This window comes from Vibrio tubiashii ATCC 19109, from assembly GCF_000772105.1.
Taxonomy (GTDB): domain Bacteria; phylum Pseudomonadota; class Gammaproteobacteria; order Enterobacterales; family Vibrionaceae; genus Vibrio; species Vibrio tubiashii.
In genome coordinates, this window is sequence record NZ_CP009354.1 from 1628315 (window position 1) to 1645831 (window position 17517).

21 protein-coding genes are annotated in these 17517 nt (G+C 43.5%); 16 read left to right on the forward strand and 5 right to left on the reverse strand.

What is annotated here, in order from left to right:
* Nucleotides 1-67 precede the first annotated feature (67 nt).
* On the reverse strand, nucleotides 68-1714 hold the full coding sequence (locus IX91_RS07315) for a S16 family serine protease (RefSeq protein ID WP_004749464.1): 1647 nt from the start codon (nucleotides 1712-1714) through the stop codon (nucleotides 68-70).
* 171 nt (nucleotides 1715-1885) lie between these two features.
* On the opposite strand from IX91_RS07315, the gene matP reads away from it, so the two are divergent.
* The 5 genes from matP (at nucleotide 1886) to IX91_RS07340 (ending at nucleotide 5163) form a co-directional block, all read left to right on the forward strand.
* Entirely contained in the window at nucleotides 1886-2332 is a 447-nt protein-coding gene (matP, locus tag IX91_RS07320) for a macrodomain Ter protein MatP (RefSeq protein ID WP_004743225.1), read from the forward strand.
* Between the two features lie 12 nt (nucleotides 2333-2344).
* Entirely contained in the window at nucleotides 2345-2656 is a 312-nt protein-coding gene (locus IX91_RS07325) for a DUF3634 family protein (protein WP_004743224.1), read from the forward strand.
* A gap of 101 nt (nucleotides 2657-2757) precedes the next feature.
* Nucleotides 2758-3066 (forward strand): hypothetical protein, encoded by a 309-nt coding sequence (locus IX91_RS07330; RefSeq protein WP_004743223.1) that lies wholly within the window; start codon nucleotides 2758-2760, stop codon nucleotides 3064-3066.
* Between the two features lie 35 nt (nucleotides 3067-3101).
* Nucleotides 3102-4328 carry an HDOD domain-containing protein gene (locus tag IX91_RS07335; protein WP_004743222.1) on the forward strand — a complete coding sequence of 409 codons (1227 nt, stop codon included), beginning with the start codon at nucleotides 3102-3104 and terminating at the stop codon, nucleotides 4326-4328.
* A gap of 208 nt (nucleotides 4329-4536) precedes the next feature.
* A complete protein-coding gene (locus IX91_RS07340) occupies nucleotides 4537-5163 on the forward strand; it encodes a LysE family translocator (RefSeq protein ID WP_004743221.1) in 627 nt (208 codons plus the stop codon).
* Nucleotides 5164-5243: 80 nt separating this feature from the next.
* On the opposite strand, the gene IX91_RS07345 is transcribed toward IX91_RS07340, so the two are convergent.
* Nucleotides 5244-5651, reverse strand: coding sequence for a hypothetical protein (locus IX91_RS07345; protein WP_004743219.1), 408 nt, complete (start codon nucleotides 5649-5651; stop codon nucleotides 5244-5246).
* A gap of 205 nt (nucleotides 5652-5856) precedes the next feature.
* On the opposite strand from IX91_RS07345, the gene IX91_RS07350 reads away from it, so the two are divergent.
* The 3 genes from IX91_RS07350 (at nucleotide 5857) to IX91_RS07360 (ending at nucleotide 7853) form a co-directional block, all read left to right on the forward strand.
* On the forward strand, nucleotides 5857-6552 hold the full coding sequence (locus tag IX91_RS07350) for a class I SAM-dependent DNA methyltransferase (RefSeq protein ID WP_004743218.1): 696 nt from the start codon (nucleotides 5857-5859) through the stop codon (nucleotides 6550-6552).
* Between the two features lie 57 nt (nucleotides 6553-6609).
* Nucleotides 6610-7545, forward strand: a complete 936-nt coding sequence (locus IX91_RS07355) for a DUF1848 domain-containing protein (protein WP_004749463.1) — start codon at nucleotides 6610-6612, stop codon at nucleotides 7543-7545.
* A 92-nt stretch (nucleotides 7546-7637) separates the two neighbouring features.
* Nucleotides 7638-7853: a hypothetical protein gene (locus tag IX91_RS07360; RefSeq protein ID WP_004743216.1), complete on the forward strand. Its 216-nt coding sequence runs from the start codon at nucleotides 7638-7640 to the stop codon at nucleotides 7851-7853.
* Nucleotides 7854-8034: 181 nt separating this feature from the next.
* On the opposite strand, the gene IX91_RS26940 is transcribed toward IX91_RS07360, so the two are convergent.
* From IX91_RS26940 to IX91_RS07370, 3 genes are all read right to left on the reverse strand, one after another.
* The gene (locus tag IX91_RS26940; RefSeq protein ID WP_004743215.1) at nucleotides 8035-8157 is read right to left on the reverse strand and encodes a hypothetical protein; all 123 of its coding nucleotides are present in this window, start codon (nucleotides 8155-8157) and stop codon (nucleotides 8035-8037) included.
* A 273-nt stretch (nucleotides 8158-8430) separates the two neighbouring features.
* Nucleotides 8431-9576, reverse strand: coding sequence for a hypothetical protein (locus tag IX91_RS07365; RefSeq protein WP_004749462.1), 1146 nt, complete (start codon nucleotides 9574-9576; stop codon nucleotides 8431-8433).
* 208 nt (nucleotides 9577-9784) lie between these two features.
* A complete protein-coding gene (locus IX91_RS07370) occupies nucleotides 9785-10147 on the reverse strand; it encodes a hypothetical protein (RefSeq protein WP_004745911.1) in 363 nt (120 codons plus the stop codon).
* A 259-nt stretch (nucleotides 10148-10406) separates the two neighbouring features.
* Between IX91_RS07370 and ccoN the strand changes: the two genes are divergently transcribed.
* The 8 genes from ccoN (at nucleotide 10407) to IX91_RS07410 (ending at nucleotide 17439) form a co-directional block, all read left to right on the forward strand.
* Nucleotides 10407-11834: a cytochrome-c oxidase, cbb3-type subunit I gene (gene ccoN, locus IX91_RS07375; protein ID WP_004745913.1), complete on the forward strand. Its 1428-nt coding sequence runs from the start codon at nucleotides 10407-10409 to the stop codon at nucleotides 11832-11834.
* 13 nt (nucleotides 11835-11847) lie between these two features.
* Entirely contained in the window at nucleotides 11848-12468 is a 621-nt protein-coding gene (ccoO, locus tag IX91_RS07380; protein ID WP_004745914.1) for a cytochrome-c oxidase, cbb3-type subunit II, read from the forward strand.
* Between the two features lie 15 nt (nucleotides 12469-12483).
* The gene (locus tag IX91_RS07385; protein ID WP_004745916.1) at nucleotides 12484-12660 is read left to right on the forward strand and encodes a cbb3-type cytochrome oxidase subunit 3; all 177 of its coding nucleotides are present in this window, start codon (nucleotides 12484-12486) and stop codon (nucleotides 12658-12660) included.
* Nucleotides 12657-13634 (forward strand): cytochrome-c oxidase, cbb3-type subunit III, encoded by a 978-nt coding sequence (gene ccoP, locus IX91_RS07390; RefSeq protein WP_004745917.1) that lies wholly within the window; start codon nucleotides 12657-12659, stop codon nucleotides 13632-13634. The genes IX91_RS07385 and ccoP overlap by 4 nt, the downstream gene beginning before the upstream one ends.
* A 107-nt stretch (nucleotides 13635-13741) precedes the next feature.
* Nucleotides 13742-14221 (forward strand): FixH family protein, encoded by a 480-nt coding sequence (locus IX91_RS07395; RefSeq protein ID WP_004745918.1) that lies wholly within the window; start codon nucleotides 13742-13744, stop codon nucleotides 14219-14221.
* A gap of 9 nt (nucleotides 14222-14230) precedes the next feature.
* Nucleotides 14231-16603 (forward strand): heavy metal translocating P-type ATPase, encoded by a 2373-nt coding sequence (locus IX91_RS07400; protein ID WP_004745920.1) that lies wholly within the window; start codon nucleotides 14231-14233, stop codon nucleotides 16601-16603.
* Nucleotides 16604-16768, forward strand: a complete 165-nt coding sequence (gene ccoS / locus IX91_RS07405) for a cbb3-type cytochrome oxidase assembly protein CcoS (protein ID WP_004745922.1) — start codon at nucleotides 16604-16606, stop codon at nucleotides 16766-16768. It begins immediately after the preceding gene.
* Complete coding sequence (locus IX91_RS07410; RefSeq protein WP_004745923.1) at nucleotides 16765-17439, forward strand: sulfite exporter TauE/SafE family protein; 675 nt, start codon at nucleotides 16765-16767, stop codon at nucleotides 17437-17439. The genes ccoS and IX91_RS07410 overlap by 4 nt, the downstream gene beginning before the upstream one ends.
* The last annotated feature ends 78 nt before the right edge of the window (nucleotides 17440-17517 follow it).

The following is a 17517-nucleotide window of genomic DNA, read 5'->3' on the forward strand; positions in this document are numbered from 1 at the left end:
GCAGCATGTTAGTGAACACGTGTACGCTAAACAACTCCGATCAGTCGATTTATGAGCGAAATTTTGTTCAAACGAACCAGTTTTTGATGCGCTCCACAATTCCTTGCGGGTGCTCGTGTCTTTCAAAGTTTTCAATACGTTGCGCTATTTTACTAATAACGCTTTCTTCATCTTCACCGCGGAAAGGCTTACCCATAATGATAGGAATTGCCTCGTCCACAGTCGATACAGACCAGATATGGAATTCGTCTTTCTTAATGCTCTCAACCACGTCTTTGTTAAGCGACAAATGCTTAAGGTTCGACTTAGGTAACACAACACCTTGCTTGCCGGTTAAACCTTGATGCTTACAGACGTGGTAAAAGCCTTCAATCTTTTCATTTAAACCGCCAACGGCTTGCACGCGACCAAACTGGTCAACTGCACCCGTCACAGCAATCTGCTGATTGATAGGGTATTCAGAGAGTGCTGAAACGAAGGAGCAAAGCTCTGCTAACGTTGCGCTATCACCATCGACTTCACTATAAGATTGCTCAAATACGACGGAAGCTGAATATGGTAGAGGCTCATCAAGTTGCAATGCACTACTAACAAATGCCTGCATGATCATCATGCCTTTAGCATGCAGATTACCGCCTAGCTCTGCTTTGCGCTCAACGTCAGAGATGTCGCCGTCACCAAAGTGGATAACACATGAGATTCGTGCTGGCTCACCATAAGACATTGGGTGACCTGGGACATCAATAACAGTAAGGCCGTTTACCTGACCAATGCATTCGCCTTGCGTTTCTATGATGACTTGCCCGTCAGTGATGTCTGACAGTGCACGCTCTGGCAGGTAGGCTTCGCGATGGTATTTGGCATCTAGGGCTTGCTCAAGATCTTGCTCGGAAAGTACCTTGTTATTCGATGTGAGTAACGCTTCTTGAAACAGAGAAAGGTACCAAAGAACCTCGATAGGCATGTAGTTTTGATCTTCGGTGTAACGTGCTCCCGCATTCATTAAACGGTGTATAGCGCCAAATGAAAGAGTAGGTAGCTCATATTTCTTAATGAGCCACGCAAGAAACCCTAAATACTGTTCGATAGTCTGACTGCTTACCGCGAACTCATCTTCAATCTCAGTAAACATAGCGAGTCCGGTATACAGCTCTGGTTCCAAGTACTCAAAGTCAGCAATTTGGTGACGATCACCGACCAAGACGATTTTGATGTCATAAGTTTTAGCTGGTGGACAGGTGGCGATCTTGTGTGGATTGGCGTTAACCGGGCTAACGGCTTGACCTAAGAGAACGGACTTTAGAGTTTGCCAACTTGCTGGGTTAGCGAGCAACAATGTCGCGGGAATCACCAGATAGCCACCATCTGCTTGCTCAAGTAGGCCATGACTAGACGTGACAATGTCACCCTTGTCATCGCAAGTGTATGAGCCCAATAGCGTCGCAATGTTCAAAGACTCAGTGGTAGCGACAGGCTTTTGACCAATAAACTTTTTCAGTCCATCTTTAATAAGATCGCGGTAGAACGAGTTGTCTGTGGAATTAATGATAAGTAAGCGGCTAAAGCCCTTGATCGCACTTAACGTTTCCAATGATTGCTTAAGTCGTGGTTGAATATCGAAGAAATCAACGTTATCCAGTTCGTCGAATCGTTGGATCTGTGCGTCAAATTGTGAATATTGTGGTGTGACAGCGTGCCAGCTTTCTTGGTTCATTAAATCAGTTCATGTACTTAAAATGGATGAAAATTATATAGAAAAACCCCATCGGGAGATATAGATAATTTTATCTGATGATCTTGATCGCTTTTCGATTACAATGGGGATTGTAACTTTTATCACTTAGGGTTACGCTGTCACCTAGAACGTTAACGGAATGGCTTTGCAATGAAATATCAACAGCTTGAAAACTTAGAGTGTGGTTGGAAGTGGAATTACTTGATCAATAAATGGAAGGCGGGTGAAGCGATCACTTGTCATATTGATACGAGTGAGGCGGATGCCGCAGTCAACGAGCTTCGCCAGTTAGAACACGAGCCAACGAAGGTTCTTGAGTGGATTGAGAACCACATGTCGCCAGAGCTTGATAACAAGCTTAAGCAGGCCATTCGTGCGAAACGTAAACGTCATTTTAACGCAGAGCAAATTCATACCAAGAAAAAGTCGATAGACTTAGATTATCGCGTTTGGGAAAAGTTATCCCACAGAGCGAATGAGCTTGGATGTACTTTGTCAGATGCTATCGAATATTTGCTGTCCGAAGCGTCCCGGAGTGAAAAAGCAAGTAAAGCCGTAAGCAGTTTAAAGGAAGATTTGACCAAGTTACTCGACTAACAAGGAGAGTTTATGCTGTATGTTATTCTTATCGCGTCTATCGTGATTTTTTGGTTAGTGGCGGTTGATAGGCCAGTTCTAAAAGTAACGTTCTCTGACGGTAAAATTACTCGGGAAAAAGGGCATTTTCCCCCTAGCTTTAAACACAATGTGGTTGAGATTGCTGAACGTACGCCTTTTAGTGGTGAGTTAAAAGTATATCAACAGCGCACTGGCACCAAGCTCGTTATGTCGAAGCAGGTACCAAAGAAGGTGCAACAACGAATCCGCAATGTGTTCCCGCATCAAGGTTTTCGTAGTAAAGGGAAGAAACATACTGGCTGATACACTTATCAATTTCCACCGTCCATAATCTCTCCCCAAAATCAGCTATCTCCAAGTTCAAAGTAAGACGCGATTTGCTACTTTGAGCTCGGAGGTAACCTATGAAATCTAACAATATTTTTCTTTTGATTCTATTGAGTTTGCCAGCAGTCGCTGACGATGCCGAGTCAAACCCATTGGCCAAAAAACTTAAAGTCATAATTCAAAAGCAAATCAGTAACAAAGATCTGCACGGCTATTGCGACCTGTTTATCGAGATGAACCATCATGATTCAGTGGCTATAGTTAAAAGAGTCTCGTCAACGGGCGACTATCAGCTGTGTAAATCGAGTAAAAAATCGCTGCGAATAGGTCAACGCTTTACCTATGTTACTCCAGAGAAATACATCCGATTACACATCGAAAACTAGTTTGTAATTAATGGATGACGTTAAGCGACTGAAGCATGCAAAGCTCACTGATCAGTAACAAGAAATATAATGAGGAAGCGAACGCTTTAGCTCAAAAGATTACACATATGACGAGAGAGCGTCATGCTAAGTGGTTAGTGAGCTTAAAGTACATTCTCGATCAATCGGATGTTGATAGCACATTGAGTCGACAAAGCGAGTTCTGTGATAGTGTTATTTTAAAAGAAGAAGAGCGTATTACCCATAACCAGCGTTTACTGCTTGAGTGTGAAAAAGAAAAGGTGCAAGAGCGAAGGCAAGCGGTAGAAGACCGGCAAAAGGTCCTTGTTTCTGTGGTGTCTGATATTGCAGAGCACGCGCAACGATATATTTGTGAAAAGCTTGAAGCGATGTCTGTCCTTCAGCTGTTTGGGCGATTTCCAGATTTCTCCTATTTCTCTAGTATTGCGTACTCGCCATCCTTAACTTTTGGTAAGCTTGCTGTACTGACCACCAACGACAACCAGTTGAAATCGAATGTCGTCGATCTGGTGAACAACCCCAAATTCTGCAAACGCATAGGTCGCTCTCCGCGCAGCATTCAAGACCCCAAAATTGCGATAGGTTCAATAGGAATAGACAACTGTGGGCTTTTACTGCCTATCTTAATGGTAAAACCGATTCTAAAATGGCATGACCCAGTGACCAAAAATATTGCTCCCAAGCTTTGGCAGTATATGGTATTAACCGCAAACGTGACTCGAATTCGACTGGAACAATCTGGATTGAAATGTCCGCAGCAGGGGATTCTACTTGGCGTGCTAAGAACCATGAGCCACTTCGCTATAGTTAACCATTTCAGTTTACTGTTCGAAGATGCGCAAGTGGCAAAAATGCAATGGTATCGAGAAAACAACTTGCGTGAAGAGTATTACGCATGTGGCGAGGTGCGGCCAGATTTAAGTGTCTTGCCGCATATCATTCATAATCTAGAGGCCACTCTTACTCGCAAAGTGTTAGAGGCAATTGAGTGGACCCCCTTTACTATACCTATTCGAAATGCACTTGAGGAAGACATTAACAACGTGCCAGTTATAGAGAGAAGTGACGCAGGGGTAGCGTTGGCTCAAGCACAGGCCTATGCCATGTTCGACACTTTAGATCGAAGCAACGCTTTTATAGAAAAACACAAACCTTTTTGGTTTGCGAACGTTCAAATGCCGCCAGATGCCTTGCAAACTATCAGAGACTTGAATCCCGGACGAGTTGGATTATCAAAATAGTATTAGCATTATATAATGCACTATAACTAATCGAATTTTTATGCCAAATACATATTTATCTACGGATAGGAGAAAAGTTAGGAGTAAATCCTTTAGAGCAGTATTTATTCAACAAGTGACAGGGTCTCTTATTAAGCTGGTTTGCGAGAAATGACGAATCATGTAAGGATAAGTTTTTGCTTGAAAAATGTTCGACAAAGGAGTGTCCATGTTTCCCGCTGAAGTGTTTGTCACGTATACATTAGCCTGCGCATTATTAGTCATCTCTCCAGGCCCTGATAATCTACTGGCTATTGGTCGAGGTTTAAGTCAAGGCCGGTGGGCAGCCATTGTATCTGGTTTATCTTCGGGAGCCGGTATCTTATTTCATGTTCTAGCTGCCACCTTCGGTTTGACACTACTCATACAAACATCTGAACTCGCTTTTTACGCCGTCAAAATAGTAGGAGCGATTTATCTGATTTCGCTCGGAATAAAAGTGTTGCGCTCTCGTAGTCTGTTCTCTCTTGAGCCCGCAAAGAAACTGCCGCTTTCAAAGATATTTCTCACTGGTTTTTTATCGGCCGCACTCAACCCAAAGCCGGGTTTGTTTGTGCTTGCGTTCGTCCCTCAATTTGTCAATCCAACCTTAGGGTCAGTTACCGTTCAAATGGTGGGTTACGGCACTTGGTTTGCGCTCCTTACGGCGCTAGGCTTTAGCTTGATGGGTGTTTTCTCTTCTCAGCTAGCCAATTGGCTTCGCAATAAGCCTCGAACTGTCTCTGGCTTGAATATTGGGGCAGGGATGACGTTTATTGCTTCTGGTTTAACGATTGCGTTTATGAAGCAAAGGTAACTTAACATATTGTTGGGACTTGCTTGACATTTACATTAAAAGAACGAGTAGGAAACCCGCTCTTTTACAGGAAACGATGGTTAGTTGTCGCGCTTTTCAAACTCGTAAATCATCTTGTACGTGTCTCTTCCCGACTTATCTGTAAACTCGGTATAACTGGTCACGATAAGTTTACTGTCTCTTCGAACGACAATCAGCCTTATGTCGGAGAAGTGGGTCGTCCAAGTTGCAATAGCCTCATCAGTGGATGGTTTCGCTCCCGGCGATAGTGCAACTAACCTAAGCGGGGTTTCGCCCCATTCGCAATCCGTGGGATGACATTTGCCCCATGCGCTAATCACGTAGCTATCATCGTTTCGCTTAATTTGTAATTCAGTGATACCATCGGAGCCATCATCGACGTTCTTCCATGAGCCAGTGTAGTTGGTTACCTGTGCGCTCACTTGTATACTCAAAAACAAGGTTAGGGCAATAAATGTACTTCTCATACTTACCTCCATGGTGGATAAGGGACACGGTTCTTATTTACATGAGATGTATACCACTGTAACGCAGCTAAGTTTCTAATTATTGGTGAAAAAAACTAAAACATTCTCTGGCACATTGTCAATATGTGAGTATGCTTCATAATATTCGCTCACATATTGTTTACTGCAAAGATAGCGAGATATACAACGTAGGATGGAGGCTGTCATGTCTGAGATGTATACAAAATACGCCCAAAAATACAGTGAAGCTGTAAAGGGCAATATCTACAATGCATATCTTGAAAGACCATCCACGCTTGCGTTGCTAGGGGATGTGAAAGGGAAAGCAGTAGTGGATATGGGATGTGGTTCTGGAATTTATGCCCAGTGGTTTTTAGAGCAAAGTGTCTCAAGCCTAACATGTGTGGATCTTTCTGCTGAAATGATCGACCTTGTTAAGTCTGAATACTGTGCTCGTCTAACGGCCTATGTACAAGACCTATCAAAAGGGCTACCCAACGAAGCGAGCAACAGTGCAGATATCATCGTTTGTCCTTTAGTGCTGCATTACATCGAAGATTTGAATGTGGTATTTAATGACGTTTATCGCGTTCTTAAGCCCGGTGGTTACATAGTATTCTCGACTCACCATCCATTTTCAGATTTTGAATGTACAATTAGCGGTAACTACTTTGAGCGTGAGCGAGTGACCGAAGATTGGAACACTGTTGGGGATCCTGTGGAAGTGAGTTTTTATCGTCGCTCTTTGACTGAAATAAGTGATGCTGTCACTTCTTCTGGTTTAGTTATTTCAAGGATCTCAGAGGGCGAAGTTGATGAGCGTGCGAAAGCGATCTCTGAAGAGGCCTACCAACACCTCAAGCGCAATCCGAACTTTATTTTCTTTAGGTGCGAAAAATAGCCGCTCAGTACTTATCCTTTAATAAGGGGCTAGTCAAAGTTTAGGTGGTCATCTGCAATGATTATAAGCGCTAGTAGAAGGACGGACATTCCTGCTTTTTATCATCGCTGGTTCATGAGTCGCATTCGTGAGGGGTTTCTACTGACTCGAAACCCCTTTAACGCAAGTCAGATAAAGCGTGTTTCTCTTGAACCTCAACATGTAGATGCGATTGTGTTTTGGACGAGAAATGCAGAGCCGCTAATCAAACACCTGCCAAAGCTTTCCGAGTTTAACTATTACTTTCAATATACCATTACAGGATATCCCAAAGCGCTTGAAGGGCATTTGCCGAGCACTTATCAATCAATAGAAACGTTTGTGCGTTTAAGCGACATTATCGGGCCATCGAAAATAATCTGGCGTTACGATCCCATACTTGTTTCCAATTTGACACCACTTAGTGAGCACAAAAGAAAATTCCACAAAATAGCGAGCCTGTTAGCGGGAAAAACATATAGAGTAGTGATAAGTTTCGTTGATTTGTATACGAAAACCGAACACGGATTGAAGTCGGTACCCAGTTTAAATTATCGCGATTTAACCGCAAATCAAGGTGAGCTGAACGACCTGAGCATGTTTATGGTAGAGGTTTGTCAGCAGTATAATTTAGCCATTGAAACGTGTGCTGAAGGCATAGATCTCACGGATATCGGTATTCAACCTGGTAAGTGCATCGATGATGAGCTGATGAAACATGTATTTGGTATTGATACGACGCATCGAAAAGACCCAAACCAAAGAACCGAATGTGGCTGCGTTAAAAGTATCGATATTGGTAGTTACAACACATGCTTACACGGCTGCAAATACTGTTACGCAACGTATAGTGAAACGTCGGTACAGAAGAACCGTTTAAAGCACGATCCGAATAGTCCATTTTTGCTTGGTGGTATCGAAGGTATTGATAAACATTTATTAAGCAAATCAATTGCTCAACAAACTCTTTTCTGAACCATACAAGTGTATGTGGTTAGTGTGCTGATGGACTCGTTTTGTGGTCTACACTTGAAATGTAACGTGACCCAATTGGTATAGGGGGTTGAATGAAAAGAGTAATAGAACTCTTAAAAGAACACGCAGAAGACGATACGTTAGAGCACGTAGTTCTACTTGAGGCTGTAGAAAAAATGGCAGAAGTGGACATAAGCTACAGGGAGCTTTTCATTGCTATCGAGAAACATGCCAAATCAACTAAACTTGCGCATGAGGCGTTAATTACAATGGCTGAAAAAATAAATCAGAAAGATTCTACTCGGTGAACGGTCTAGATATAATTTGCCATTTTCTTCAAAGATAGCTAGCCAACCTAATTTAATAGGTAAACTTTAGATTCATTAGGGGCGCTAGGAGTCGTATCATCGATAAAAACCAGTAGGCAGTATTTCTCAGAACGTCCTTCAAACCAATCGTGGTGTGAGCCATCAATTTGGATAAGTTTGCCTAAACAGTCTCTGCGATAACGGGGTTGGTAAACGCGTGGCTGATGTTGCGAAGGCGGCGTTCGCGAACATCTTGCAGCACTTTAAAACGATTAATGTTTCGGTCACTCATTGGAATTAGCATCGGTTAAGATCCTCAAAGCTCAGCGTGTTCATTAAGCATAAGAGGACATTTTAAAATTGCTCAAACCGGACATTACAACTTTGCTCTTACATGCTAAGTGCGCATTATGTATATTATGTTAAATACTGTGTGCGTGTACGTGAAATCTGGCTTGTTTATGGCTGTTATTCCTCTACTTTGCTCTAATTCATTGAACATAATGGATTTACCATAAAATACCTAATAAACAGTATTTATAATCTATCGATTCTAATACTGTTTATTAGTGATCGTTTAGCACAGCGCTGAAGTTGTTCCACGAATTGCGAAGATGTTGTTGTTCAATACATCGTAATGGTGTCTATTTACTGCGTTTTCGAATATTCCATCAATGCCCATTAGCACTGATGGTTTTGCAATACGATCTGGCGTTGATGTGAAAATCTGATTCTTCAGTGTATAAACATTACTCTGCATTTTTTCGAACTGTGCTTTGTTGCTTGCAATACGTTGGTACGTCTCTAGGATTTGCTCTTTCGAATAATTGAGCGTTGAATTGCTCGAAAAGTTTGTTCCCCAACTAGTCAGAACCTTTTCTGCGAAATCTCGGGTGATCTGTCCAGGGCCAAACAGTTTATGCTCACCCTTGCCACCGCCGCTCGTTTGTGATGCTCCCACTAATGTCGCATGTCTACCGGGAATCATGGTTGTGTAGAACTTAGTGTTCTTATGGAGTTTTGGCATTCTAGCCTTGAAGAATAAAGAACGTTCGTCTTTGGCATAGAAACAAACGATTTGCTTTACGTTTGAGCCTAGCGACTTATAGTTCTTAAAGGCGTTAAGACCACCTGGTACAGGATCGAGGGCGAATATATTGACACTTATGTTCGCAAGCTGCGGATGCTCAAGTAACTCGTTAGCAAGTTCGAAGCAACTTACGCCACCACGACTCCAGCCGATAAGATTCAGCTGTGTTATGGGATCTCTCTGCCGCTCTCTTTTTATGTTCTCCATTTGTAAATCCAAGCCGCTTTTCAGATCGCTAGCCAACTCGTTTCGTTCTTGTTTCCAGCGTGAATACGCAGAGCTAAGGCGATTAAAAGGTTTGGATTCATCCAACAAAGCACTTGCTCTATCTTTATAGTCTTTCTTTTCGCTAGAGCTGCCTTTAAGCAAGTTAATGACATGGGAGATATTGCTCTCTACGCCCCAGCCTGCCAGTTGGCCGAACACAGTCCAATGTACCTGATCATCGGTCTGTTTGCGCCATTCACTTAGGTTCCCACTCCCTACTCCATCAACTTGTATATAGTCGATGTTATCTCGACCCAATACGTTTTTTGCGAGGACAGAAACTAACTCACCGGAAGCATAACTTTTATGAACATGATTTTCCGATGTGGCGCCGGTACCACTAAAAAAGACTGTGACTGTGGACATTATTTCCCTCGCATACGCTTCAAGCCGAGAACAAACTTGCAACTACTTGGTTAACTATCATTAATTGAAAAGATAGAACACGAGATTGATTTCACAAAAGAAATAGTCGGATAAATGACAGGCTAAGTAACTTTATGCGGTAAACCTATCAAATCAGGTCACCGCATTAGAAGAAATTATTAGGAGAAAATTCAGGATGGCTTTTTGGTTAAATTCTAAACTTTACACCGACTATTTGGCTTTCTTGTAGATCGGATAATTGAATTTCTAGGTTATCGAATTCTTCCCCTTTTATTTGCCAATTATTTTCATTTTCTATGATTTGAACAGACTTATTTTCGGTTGAAATCTTCCAGTTATTTGAGGGTTTATTCAGGGTTATTTTTCCCTCCAATTTCGAAGCTGAAAACTGGTCATTTTTAACACTAAAAGTACAATTTGGTTTCAACTTACACTCTATTTCTTGCCCTTCGGTGAATGTGACCGTACGCCAAATAAACGCTGTAATAAGTAGGGTTAACATGATGATTATTTGAACAAAACGGCCTCGTGTGAGTTTCTGTGCTGCCATTATGTGGGGTTCTCCGTGTAACAAACTTCAAAGTTTTAAAATAAAAGGCCAAAACCAGACCGACTGTAAGGTTACTACGCTGTCATTGAATTGTTAAATGCAGTATAGTTGGCGGCTGAAAATGCCACTTTTTTTAAAAACTGGCAAGAATATTTAACCAATGAATTTTGGTGTGATTTTCTTAACAGTTTTGGGTGGCATTACGACATGTGTCGTGTTGGAAGTAAAGTGTAGTTAATTAGAAATTGGAAGCATGCAAATGAGCCAAGAAAAGCAGCTTGAACAAAACTACAACTATACAGTCGTCCGTCAATTTACCCTTGTTACTATTCTTTGGGGCATTGTCGGAATGGCCGTTGGTGTTTTGATTGCCGCTCAATTAGTTTGGCCACAGCTAAACTTTGATACGCCGTGGTTGACGTACAGTCGCTTACGTCCTCTGCATACTAATGCGGTTATTTTTGCGTTTGGTACAAGTGCCCTGTTCGCAACGTCTTATTACGTTGTTCAGCGTACCTGTCAAACTCGTCTCTTTGGTGGCCCTCTTGTCGCCTTTACCTTTTGGGGCTGGCAAGCCATCATTTTAGCAGCTGCGATTACTCTGCCATTGGGTTTCACCTCTGGTAAAGAATACGCAGAGCTAGAATGGCCAATCGATATTGCCATCGCAGTTGTTTGGGTTTCTTACGCTATCGTGTTCTTCGGAACATTGATAACCCGTAGGACATCTCACATCTACGTAGCAAACTGGTTCTTCGGTGCCTTTATCATCACTGTTGCGGTTCTTCATATCGTAAACAGCATGGCAATCCCTGTATCTCTTGGTAAGTCTTATTCGATTTACTCAGGTGCGGTGGATGCAATGGTTCAGTGGTGGTACGGACACAACGCAGTAGGTTTCCTACTGACAGCTGGTTTCCTAGGTATGATGTACTACTTCGTGCCTAAGCAAGCTGAACGTCCTGTTTACTCTTACCGTCTGTCTATCGTTCACTTCTGGGCATTAGTATCTCTATACATCTGGGCTGGTCCTCACCACCTACACTACACTGCACTTCCAGATTGGACGCAGTCTCTAGGTATGGTGATGTCACTGGTTCTATTCGCTCCTTCTTGGGGTGGTATGATCAACGGTATCATGACGCTATCTGGTGCTTGGCACAAACTACGTTATGACCCTATCCTACGTTTCCTAATCGTATCTCTATCGTTCTACGGTATGTCTACGTTTGAAGGTCCAATGATGTCTATTAAGACAGTTAACGCACTGTCTCACTACACTGACTGGACTATCGGCCACGTACACTCTGGTGCACTAGGTTGGGTTGCTATGGTATCTATCGGTTCGGTATACCACTTAGTCCCTCGCCTATTCGGTCAAGAGCGTATGTACTCTGTTGGTCTAATCAATACTCACTTCTGGTTAGCAACTATCGGTACAGTTCTATACATCGTTGCAATGTGGATCTCTGGTGTAATGCAAGGTCTGATGTGGCGTGCGGTTAACTCTGACGGTACGTTGACTTACAGCTTTGTTGAGTCAGTTGAAGCGTCTTACCCATTCTACTTCGTACGTTTCCTAGGTGGATTTATTTTCCTAGCAGGTATGTTCCTAATGGCATACAACACGTATAAGACGGTAACAGCGCCTAAAGATAGCCTTAAAGCTATCCCACAGCCGGCATAAGGAGATTTAAAGAATGAGTTCTAATTCTAACAATCGCCACGAAATTGTTGAACGCAATGTCGGTTTACTCGCGATTCTTATCGTTTTTGCAATCAGTTTAGGTGCTCTTGTAGAGATAACTCCCCTGATTTTCCAAAAGCAAACGACTGAGCCTGTAGAGAACCTACGTCCTTATACAGCGCTTGAAATGGAAGGTCGTGATGTTTACATCCGCGAAGGTTGTAATGTATGTCACAGCCAGATGATTCGTCCATTCCGCTCTGAAACGGAACGTTACGGTCACTACTCTGTTGCTGGTGAAAGTGTATACGAGCATCCGTTCCTATGGGGCTCTAAGCGTACAGGTCCTGACCTAGCGCGCGTTGGTGGTCGTTACTCTGATGAGTGGCACCGCGTACACCTAATTGACCCACGTGAGTTGGTTCCTGAGTCAAACATGCCTGGTTTCCCATGGCTTGAAGAAAATGTTCTTGATGGTAAGAACACTCAGAAGAAACTTGAAATCTTCCGTGATCAGTTTGGTGTTCCATACACTGATGAGCAAATCGCAAACGCGTCTAAAGATGTAGAAGGTAAAACAGAGATGGATGCAATCATCGCTTACCTTCAGTCTCTTGGTCACGCAATGAAGTAATAAAGGGGTGACATTATGGATATCGGTACTATTCACAGTATTTGGACCATAGTTCTGTTCGTTAGCTTTCTAGGTGTGGTTTGGTGGGCTTACGGTAAGAGCCGTAAAGCACGCTTTGATGAAGCTGCAAACCTTGTTTTTGCTGATGAGCAGAAAGCGCCTGAAAAAGAACAAGGAGTGACTAAGCAATGACGACATTTTGGAGTCTTTGGATAATCATCATCACAGTCGGAACACTGGTCGGCTGTGCTGCGCTCCTTTTTTGGTGCCTTAAAGATAAAATGGGTGTTGAAGAAGGTGAAGATATGGGCCACGAATACGATGGTATTCGTGAACTAAACAACCCACTGCCTAAGTGGTGGACTTATCTGTTTGTAAGTACGTTTGTATTCGCAGCTATTTACTTAACTCTGTACCCAGGTTTAGGTAACTTCAAAGGCGTTCTAGGTTGGCAGAGTTCTGACCAAACAGTACGCTCTCTTGAAGAGTCAAAAGCGTCGATTGCAAAAGCGCAAGAGAACAAGCAGTTGGTTCAGTACGCTAAAGAGCTAGATGATGCAGATACTTACTTCGGTGAAGCATTTAAAAAACTGGCTTACGTAGATGGCTCAACTGAGCTGCGCCCTATCCCTGAAATTGCAGCGGATAGCGAAGCAGTGAAAGTTGGTCAGCGTCTGTTCCTGCAAAACTGTTCTCAGTGTCACGGCTCTGATGCTCGTGGTCAGAAAGGTTTCCCTAACCTGACAGATGATGCTTGGCTATACGGCGGCGAACCACAAGCGATTGTTACGACTGTAATGCAAGGTCGTATCGGTCAAATGCCAGGTTGGAAAGACGCGTTAGGCGAGCAAGGCGTGAAAGAAGTTGTGAGCTACACGCTAAGCCTGTCTGGACGTTCTGTTAACGCTCGCGAAGCAGAAGCTGGTAAAGCTCGTTTCGTAGTGTGTGCAGCGTGTCACGGTACAGATGGTAAAGGTAACCCAGCAGTTGGTGCACCTGATCTAACTGATCAAGACTGGTTGTTTGGTGGTTCTCGCGCAGAAGTAACAGAAACAGTAATGAACGGTCGTTCGGGCGTAATGCCAGCTTGGAAAGACATTCTAGGCGAAGACAAAGTTCAGCTAGTTTCAGCTTATGTGTGGAGCTTAAGCAACTCGGAACAATAAGTTACATTTCTATTACAGCCCCTTACTCTCTATAGATGGTAAAGGGGCTGTCTTTTCTTTACAGTTAAAGCCCTAATTTTTTTAATTTTTCAATTGAGAACTTTTTTATGGAAAAGCCTTGGTATAAGCAGTTTTGGCCCTGGTTTATACTCTCCCTTACGGTTGGAGTATCTATACTAACTTTGGTTCGAGTGGCGATACTTACAAACCACTCTGTTCATTTGGTTACCGAGGATTACTATAAAAAAGGTAAAGGGATCAACGTCGATATTTCAAGAGTCAATGTGACCAAAGAACTTGGACTCAAAGCTTCAGTCCACTCTGAAGGGAACGCAGTGGTGATTGAATTTGATAAAGGTCAACTAGATCACTACCCAGCAATCACTGCTATGTTTGCCCACCGTACCCTTCCTGACCACGATTTCACAAAACTGGTGACTTCAGATGCGCGTGGTGTATATCGATTCACTCTTGACGATGCGCTTCAAGGACCATGGTTTGTTGAGTTAACGCCCCATGATGAGGAGTGGTTAATCCAAGGCCGTATCGAGTTCCCAACGTCGGCAGCAGTACAACTATCTAACTAAGAAGCGTCTATGTGTAAATCCTGTTATCACTGTGGTGAAGATGTACCAGCCAACACGGATTTCAAAGTCGAAATTTTGGGCGGCATACGCGAAATGTGTTGCCCAGGTTGTGAAACGGTAGCTCAGACTATCGTCGACAGCGGCTTGGTCTCTTACTATCAATATCGTACTGCTCCTGCAGAAAAAGCAGACCTTGTCCCCGAGCAGCTTCAAGCATTGATTCATTATGACAATGACGACGTACAGTCTGAATTCGTCCGCAGTAGCAAAGATAGCTCTGAGGTGACATTGTCACTTGAAGGCGTATCTTGTGCAGCCTGTGCATGGTTGATCGAAAAGCAAGTCTCTTCCAAAAGTGGTGTTCTGTCGATTCGAGTTAATACGACAACCAACCGTGCTTTATTAGCGTGGGACAAGTCTCAAGTAAGACTGAGTGAAATACTCTCTCTGATTCACCAACTTGGTTATAAAGCCGCACCTTTTGAAGCTGATAAGCAAGAAGCCGCCTATCACCAACAGATGAAGCAATACCTGTATCGTTTAGGTATTGCAGGTCTAGCGACAATGCAGGTGATGATGCTGGCTGTTGCGCTTTATCTAGAAGTGTTTGGTGACTTAGAGCCTGAGTTTAAAAACTACTTTCGCTGGGTAAGCTTGATCTTTGCCACGCCGGTGATGCTCTACTCTGCTCTCCCATTCTATATTAATGCGTGGCGTAGTCTGCGTAGCCGTACTCTAGGCATGGATGTCCCAGTTTCTATCGCGATGATCTTTGCCTATTGTGCGAGTTTGGTCGCAACGGTGACCGAGCAAGGTGAAGTGTTCTTTGAATCTATCTCAATGTTTGCTTTCTTCCTTTTGGTTGGTCGGTTCCTAGAGATGCGCGCACGCCGCAAAGCCGCAGCGGCAAGCGGAAACCTGTTAAAACTGATTCCTGCTATTGCCAATAAACTTAACGGTGACCAAGTCCCTGTTAAAACGCTAAAAGTCGGTGACCAAATTCGCGTTCTACCGGGCGAACATATCCCGGCTGATGGTAAGATCATTGCTGGCCGCGTTCATATTGATGAATCGATGCTAACGGGCGAATCTCTACCCGTCGTTAAGCAAGTTGACGATCATGTCTTTGCGGGCACGCTAAATGGTGAAGAGTCGTTTGAGTTAGAAGTCACCTCTTCAAAAGCGGACTCAATGATCTCTAATATTGTACGCCTGCAAGATGAAGCACAGTTGTCAAAACCAAAAATTGCTGAAATCGCCGATATTGTGGCGCGTTATTTCGTGGCGGTAATTCTAATTATCGCAGCGGGCACTTGGTTCTTCTGGCACTCTAGCAGACCTGATGATGCGTTCTGGATTATGTTGTCAGTGTTAGTTGCAACATGTCCTTGTGCGTTGTCTCTGGCGACGCCAACAGCATTAACCTGTGCGACATCACGTATGGGTAACTTAGGTATTCTACTGCGTAAAAGCCATGTGTTTGAAACTCTGTGTAAGGTGAACCACCTGATTGTTGATAAGACAGGTACACTCACCCACGGTGACATTGAAATCAATGAAGTAGAGGTTAATTCAGACTTCTCGAAAGATGAATTGCTAGCGGTTTCGGCTTCACTTGAGTCTCACGCGAACCACCCTATTGCTCGTGCATTCAAACCTTATGCGGATGTTAATATCACAGTATCTGACGTTGAGAATGTTATTGGTTCAGGCATCAAAGGTACCTATCAAAATAAAGAAGTTAAGATAGGTAGCGCTCAGTTTGTTTTGGGTGAAGGACAACGTTCTAAAGCGAATACAGTGTTTCTTTCTATTGATGGACAACATGTCGCGAGCTTTGGCTATCGTGACCCTATTCGTGTTGAAACCAAAGAGTTTATCGAAAAATTCCAGAAATCGGGTGTAAAGGTGACTCTTCTAACTGGTGACACGAAAGAAAACGCTGATCTCGTCGCAAACCAAATCGGCATTGAAGATGTCGTAGCAGGAGCTAAACCTCAAGATAAGTTATCTTACTTGCAGCAGGTAGACTCCAATGACATTACGATGATGATTGGTGATGGTATTAATGATGCGCCAACGTTGGCCGGCGCGCACCTTTCTGTCGCTATGGGTGGTGGTGCTGATGTGGCGAAAGCATCGGCTGATATGGTGCTGTTAGGCGACAGGCTTGACCGTATTTTAGAAGCGCGTGAATTAGCACTACAAACGCGTAAAATCATTCGAGAAAACCTTGCTTGGTCACTTGGCTACAATCTACTGATACTGCCTTTAGCGGTAGCAGGATTTGTTGCTCCATATTTTGCGGTTGTCGGTATGTCTGCGAGCTCAATTATTGTAGTATCTAACTCTCTGCGTTTGCTCAAAGAAAAAGGTAAATAGATGGAAAGCCTTTATATCCTCATCCCTATCGCTATCGTACTGGTTTGTCTCGCGGTGGCTGTGTTCCTTTGGGCTGTGAAAAGCGAACAGTTTGAAGATCTAGAGCGTCAAGGTCACAACATCTTGTTTGATGAGGATGATCATAAAGAGAACCCTCCTAAATGAGCCCTGACTGGATTGGGGCCTTCTTTATCGGTTTAGTAGGGGCTGGGCATTGTATGGGTATGTGTGGCGGTATTGCGTCCATGCTCACTATAGGCCAGTCTCAGCCATCAAAATTGGTCCCTCTGTTTTATAACGGTGGCCGTCTTATTAGCTACGCGCTCATTGGCGCAGTGATTGGCGGTGCGGTTTCTTCTATTTCAGAAGTTAGCCAGCTCAACAACGTATTAGTTTGGTTACGCTTGGCGGCGGCGTTGTTCATGATCCTACTCGCTTGCTATATCGGCCGATGGTGGCATGGCCTGCTTTATATAGAGAAGCTTGGGCAAGTGATTTGGCGCAGGGTCTCGCCTGCGGGCAAATCTCTGCTGCCGTTAAAATCTCCGCTACATGCGCTCCCATTTGGCTTTATTTGGGGCTGGATTCCATGTGGTCTCGTCTACTCTACTTTAACTTGGTCGGCGGTGTCTGGAAGCGCAATCAACGGTGCTTTAGTGATGCTGGCATTTGGCGCAGGTACATTACCAGCGATGCTGCTTGTTGGCCATGCGGCTACGTCGCTCCATAAGCTGCAAAATTCCGACATATTTCGTCATATCGTTGCTTTTACTATCTTAATTTATGGATTGTACACAGCGTATGGCGCACTTAGTCTCTTATCAATTAGTTTATAGTTAACTGTTTTTATACATTTTTTTAAGCTACCCTTTAGGGCTAATGGATGCTAAAATATTGATGTATATCAAATAGTG

Excerpts from the sequence above, each read along its gene's own strand:
- IX91_RS07315 (WP_004749464.1), bottom strand. The coding sequence starts at position 1,714 with ATGAACCAAGAAAGCTGGCACGCTGTCACACCACAATATTCACAATTT.
- matP (WP_004743225.1), top strand. The coding sequence starts at position 1,886 with ATGAAATATCAACAGCTTGAAAACTTAGAGTGTGGTTGGAAGTGGAAT.
- IX91_RS07325 (WP_004743224.1), top strand. The coding sequence starts at position 2,345 with ATGCTGTATGTTATTCTTATCGCGTCTATCGTGATTTTTTGGTTAGTG.
- IX91_RS07330 (WP_004743223.1), top strand. The coding sequence starts at position 2,758 with ATGAAATCTAACAATATTTTTCTTTTGATTCTATTGAGTTTGCCAGCA.
- IX91_RS07335 (WP_004743222.1), top strand. The coding sequence starts at position 3,102 with ATGCAAAGCTCACTGATCAGTAACAAGAAATATAATGAGGAAGCGAAC.
- IX91_RS07340 (WP_004743221.1), top strand. The coding sequence starts at position 4,537 with ATGTTTCCCGCTGAAGTGTTTGTCACGTATACATTAGCCTGCGCATTA.
- IX91_RS07345 (WP_004743219.1), bottom strand. The coding sequence starts at position 5,651 with ATGAGAAGTACATTTATTGCCCTAACCTTGTTTTTGAGTATACAAGTG.
- IX91_RS07350 (WP_004743218.1), top strand. The coding sequence starts at position 5,857 with ATGTCTGAGATGTATACAAAATACGCCCAAAAATACAGTGAAGCTGTA.
- IX91_RS07355 (WP_004749463.1), top strand. The coding sequence starts at position 6,610 with ATGATTATAAGCGCTAGTAGAAGGACGGACATTCCTGCTTTTTATCAT.
- IX91_RS07360 (WP_004743216.1), top strand. The coding sequence starts at position 7,638 with ATGAAAAGAGTAATAGAACTCTTAAAAGAACACGCAGAAGACGATACG.
- IX91_RS26940 (WP_004743215.1), bottom strand. The coding sequence starts at position 8,157 with ATGCTAATTCCAATGAGTGACCGAAACATTAATCGTTTTAAAGTGCTG.
- IX91_RS07365 (WP_004749462.1), bottom strand. The coding sequence starts at position 9,576 with ATGTCCACAGTCACAGTCTTTTTTAGTGGTACCGGCGCCACATCGGAA.
- IX91_RS07370 (WP_004745911.1), bottom strand. The coding sequence starts at position 10,147 with ATGGCAGCACAGAAACTCACACGAGGCCGTTTTGTTCAAATAATCATC.
- ccoN (WP_004745913.1), top strand. The coding sequence starts at position 10,407 with ATGAGCCAAGAAAAGCAGCTTGAACAAAACTACAACTATACAGTCGTC.
- ccoO (WP_004745914.1), top strand. The coding sequence starts at position 11,848 with ATGAGTTCTAATTCTAACAATCGCCACGAAATTGTTGAACGCAATGTC.
- IX91_RS07385 (WP_004745916.1), top strand. The coding sequence starts at position 12,484 with ATGGATATCGGTACTATTCACAGTATTTGGACCATAGTTCTGTTCGTT.
- ccoP (WP_004745917.1), top strand. The coding sequence starts at position 12,657 with ATGACGACATTTTGGAGTCTTTGGATAATCATCATCACAGTCGGAACA.
- IX91_RS07395 (WP_004745918.1), top strand. The coding sequence starts at position 13,742 with ATGGAAAAGCCTTGGTATAAGCAGTTTTGGCCCTGGTTTATACTCTCC.
- IX91_RS07400 (WP_004745920.1), top strand. The coding sequence starts at position 14,231 with ATGTGTAAATCCTGTTATCACTGTGGTGAAGATGTACCAGCCAACACG.
- ccoS (WP_004745922.1), top strand. The coding sequence starts at position 16,604 with ATGGAAAGCCTTTATATCCTCATCCCTATCGCTATCGTACTGGTTTGT.
- IX91_RS07410 (WP_004745923.1), top strand. The coding sequence starts at position 16,765 with ATGAGCCCTGACTGGATTGGGGCCTTCTTTATCGGTTTAGTAGGGGCT.